Raw genomic sequence first — 3,906 nt, forward strand, 5'->3', positions numbered from 1 at the left:
CGGACGCGACGCTGCTCGTCTCCACCGCGGAGCGGAGCGCGCTCGGCGACACCGAGAAGACCAGACAGCTGGCCGAACGGCTCGGCGGCTCGGTGGCCGGCGCCGCGATCACCCGCGTTCCCCCAGGCGAGGTGCGGGCGTGGGCGGGCGCGAGCGAGGAGGCCGACACGGGCGAGGGCGGTGACGCGAGCGAAGGGGACGACGGGACCGGTGTCTCACCCGACGCCGTCGGCGACGTACTCGATACCGCCGTGCTCGCCGCGATTCCCGAGGACGACGCGGTGCAGCGAGCGGTGGCGGCGAACGAGCCCCTCCCGACGTTCGCGCCCGACTCCCTCGCGACGCGCGCCTACCGCGACCTCACGCGCGCCCTGACCGGCACCGCGGTCGAGGTCCCGGTCTCGCAGACGCCGCGGCCGAAGACGACGCGGACGGCGAGAGGGGTGATACGGCGGAGCCGACCGGGAGCGAAGCCGAACGCGACGCAGTCACCGAATCCGACGCCGCAGACGACGCCGTGGAGTCGGACGAGGTGGCGGCGACGGCCGAGACGGAGCCGTCGACCGGAGATTCCGACGAGGGCGGGATCGTGGCCGACGCAGAGAGCACCGACGAACCGAGCGGCGACAAACCGAGTGCCGACGCGACCACGCAGACCGTCGGCGAGGATCGCGTCGACGGCGACGACCTGGCGGGGATGATCGAGGAGGCAGACCGCGACACGACGGAAGAGTTCGACGAATCGACCGATTCGGACGACGGTTCCGACGACGGTCCCGACGCCGACGACGGCAGTCCAGACACCACCGACGACGGGGAGGCCAGCGCGTCCGAGGAAGGCGACGAAACCGAGGAAGGTGACGAAACCGAGGAAAGCGACGAAACCGAGGAAGACGACGAGCTGGCGGGAAGCGTCCCGTTCCGCGACGACGACACCGGAACGGTCGGGAGCGCGCTCGCCGACGGCGACGATACGGAGGAGGACGAAGACGAGGAGGAGGACGAAGACGACGGCGGGGGCGGGTTCTTCAGTCGACTGCTGGGACGCTGACCGGAACTGGGTCGAGCGCGACGCGTCAGGCCTCGGTCGGTTCCTCGGCGCGGTCCCGGATCAGCTCGCGGATCTCCTCGGGGTCGGTGATGTCGGTGAGCTCCTCGCGGGAGACGAGCGCGGTGCCGTCGACCGCCTCGCGCCCCTCGTCCTCCTCCGTGAAGTACACCGACCGCGTGCGAGCGACCTCGCCGATGGAGGACATGATGCGGGCGCGCTTCTCGGCGGCCGGCGTGAACGCGGAGTGGCCGGTGAGCACGCGGGCCACGGCGCTGTCCTCGTCCTCGGAGACGGCCTTGAACGGGGCGCGGGCCGTCGGGTGGACGGTGAAGCCCGCCCGCGTGAGCACGTGGACGACGAACTCGTCGTCCGGGTCCGCGTCGGGCGCCGACGGCGTCGGCTCGGCGTCGCGCACGTCCTCGGCGCCGTCGAGCACGTTCACCGGGCTGGAGAACGGCTCGTCGAACAGCTCCTCGAGCTGGATCGCGACCTCGATGGAGGCGTTCATCCCGTCCTCGTACTTCGAGACCGTCCGGCGGGAGACGCCGAGCTCGTTCGCGAGCCGCCCGAGCGACCAGCCGCGCTCCTCGCGCTCGTCCGCGAGGAGGTCCCCGTCGAGGCTGACGTACAGCCCGCCGGGGGCCGCGTAGATGAGCGGCGGCATCTCCTCGACGAACAGGTCGTAGCCGGTGTCGGGGTTGATCACCGGGACGCCGTGCCGGAAGTAGACCACGCCCGGTTTCAGCTCCTCGTCTCTGGTCCGGATCCCGATCACGATCGGGGTGGCCTGCAGGTACTCCCCGAGGCGCCGCATCTCGGCGCCGGTCTCCGCGTCCAGCGCGTCCACGTTACCGAGGATCTTCAAGAGAACGAGGTCCTCGCCGCGGCGGGCCGCGACGTCGAAGCTCTTTGGCCGGACCGCACACCGGTCGCTGACGAGGAACCCTGCGTCCTCCAGCATCGCGGTGACGTTCCCGATGAGCGCAGTCCGGGACATACCCGAAACAAGCGGCTCGCCGTATATATGCGTTGTGTCGATCCGGTCCGGGCGGAGGGAGCCGCCTGCGGGCGGTTTTTCGCCTCTGATCGCCGACAGCGTTATATACCGTCTCGTCCCCGAAAGCGGCTTGTTCGGGACCGCGCAAGGGCGCGTATGCCAATCGTCGCCGTCGACGACACGGACTCCCGCGAGCGCGGGATGTGCACGACCTACGTCGGCGCGCGGCTCGCGGAGCGCCTCGAGGCGGCCGGGGGCCGCGTCCGCCGGCGACTCCTGATTCGGCTCAACCCGGCGGTGCGACACAAGACGCGGGGGAACGCCGCCGTCGCGCTCCACGTCGACGGCGTCGACGCCGCGGCCGCGTTCGACCGGGCGGCGGCGACCGTCCGCGAGTTCGCCGCCGTCGAGGATCCCCGCACGTCGCCCGGCCTCGTCGTCGCCGACATCGACGGATTGGATCCGATGGAGGGAGACGCGACGGCGGTCGACGGAGAGCAGACGGCGGGCGACGCGACCGCGACGATCCCCGCCGACGTCGCCGACTTCGCCCGGCGCGCGCTCCGGCACCGACTCGGACTCGACGAGGCGCTCGCGCTCGCGGAGTCGCACGGCTTCCGCCACGCCGCCTTCGGGGAGGGCGGCGCACCGAGGGGGGAGGAAGGTGAGCTGAGGGAGGAGGACGGTGAGCCGAACGGCCCGCCCGTCGACGCGGTCGAAGGCCGCGGTCGGATCGGCGCGCTGGCGGCGGTCGGCGCGCGGCGACCTTCGACGACTGGACCGTCGAGCGGATCTCCTACCGAGACCTCGACCGATGCGGGACCCCCCGCGAGGTCGACGCCGAGAGCGTCTTCGCCGCCGCCGACGAGGCGTACCCGACCGTCTGGGACACCGTGGACCGCGGGACCGGCGAGGTCGTCTGCGTCCCCAACGCCCCCGGGCCGATCCTCCACGGGATCCGCGGCGACGACGCGGGGGCGTGCCGGGCGGTCGCCGAGGCGATCGAGAGCGAACCGGTCGCGCGCGCCGCGACGTTCCTGACCAACCAGGGCACCGACGCGCACCTCGCGCCGGGATCCATCGGCGACCTCCGCGACGGCGCCGGATACCGGGTCGACGGGGTAGTCGCGAGCGACCCGGTGACCAAGCGCGGAGGACACGTCCACCTCGACGTCGCCGAGGCCGGCGAAGGCGACGTCGCCGACGCGTCCCGGAGCGCCGCCGTCGAAGCCGGCGGAGGCGACGACGGGGTCGGTCGGCTCCGGTGTCTCGCGTTCAAGCCCACCGGACGGTTCCGCGACCGGGTCCGCGCGCTCCGCCCGGGCGACCGCGTGACGGTCTGTGGCGAGCACGAGCGACGAGCGCTCCCCGACCGGGCCGAGGAGGCGGGGACGCTGAAGCTGGAGAAGTTCGCCGTCCGCGGCCTCGTCCGCACGGAGCGGGCCGTCCCGACCTGTCCCGACTGCGAACGGTCGATGTCCTCGGCAGGCCGCGGTCAGGGCTACCGCTGTCGCGACTGCGGCACCGACGCCTCCGGGAAGGTCGAGCGCGTGGTCGGCCGAGCTATCGAACGCGGCTGGTACGAGGTGCCGCCGAGCGCCCGGCGTCACGTCGCGAAGCCGCTGGTCCGCGGCGGGTTCGACGGGCCGATCCATCCCGAGCGGTAGCGAAGTACCGAACGATCGCAGTGACGGCGACCGCGACGGCGACGATTGTTTATGAGTGAACAGGGCTGTGCGGTGGCGTGCCGGTGAGCGCCGCGGAGCGGCGCGAGCCGACCGCGAGGGAGTCGGCCGTCCGGAGCGTAGCGGAGGACGGCCGACGAGGCTGGGGGAGGCGTGAGGTGCGGGGCTGTGCG

The 3,906-nt window shown here is 72.7% G+C and carries 2 protein-coding genes and 2 pseudogenes; 3 read left to right on the forward strand and 1 reads right to left on the reverse strand.

All coding sequences use genetic code 11. The features are described 5' to 3' along the window. A pseudogene (locus GJ633_RS17310) lies at window positions 1-701 on the forward strand (hypothetical protein); the annotation flags it as partial. Then, window positions 698-1,051 carry a hypothetical protein gene (locus GJ633_RS14795; protein ID WP_156589423.1) on the forward strand — a complete coding sequence of 118 codons (354 nt, stop codon included), beginning with the start codon at window positions 698-700 and terminating at the stop codon, window positions 1,049-1,051. The pseudogene GJ633_RS17310 and the gene GJ633_RS14795, both read left to right, overlap by 4 nt. A gap of 25 nt (window positions 1,052-1,076) precedes the next feature. On the opposite strand, the gene GJ633_RS14800 is transcribed toward GJ633_RS14795, so the two are convergent. Beyond that, window positions 1,077-2,048: a transcriptional regulator gene (locus tag GJ633_RS14800; protein ID WP_156589424.1), complete on the reverse strand. Its 972-nt coding sequence runs from the start codon at window positions 2,046-2,048 to the stop codon at window positions 1,077-1,079. A gap of 156 nt (window positions 2,049-2,204) precedes the next feature. On the opposite strand from GJ633_RS14800, the pseudogene GJ633_RS14805 reads away from it, so the two are divergent. Further along, window positions 2,205-3,715: pseudogene (locus GJ633_RS14805) on the forward strand (DUF1743 domain-containing protein). Window positions 3,716-3,906 lie beyond the last annotated feature (191 nt).

The organism is Halorubrum sp. CBA1125, from assembly GCF_009742825.1.
Taxonomy (GTDB): domain Archaea; phylum Halobacteriota; class Halobacteria; order Halobacteriales; family Haloferacaceae; genus Halorubrum.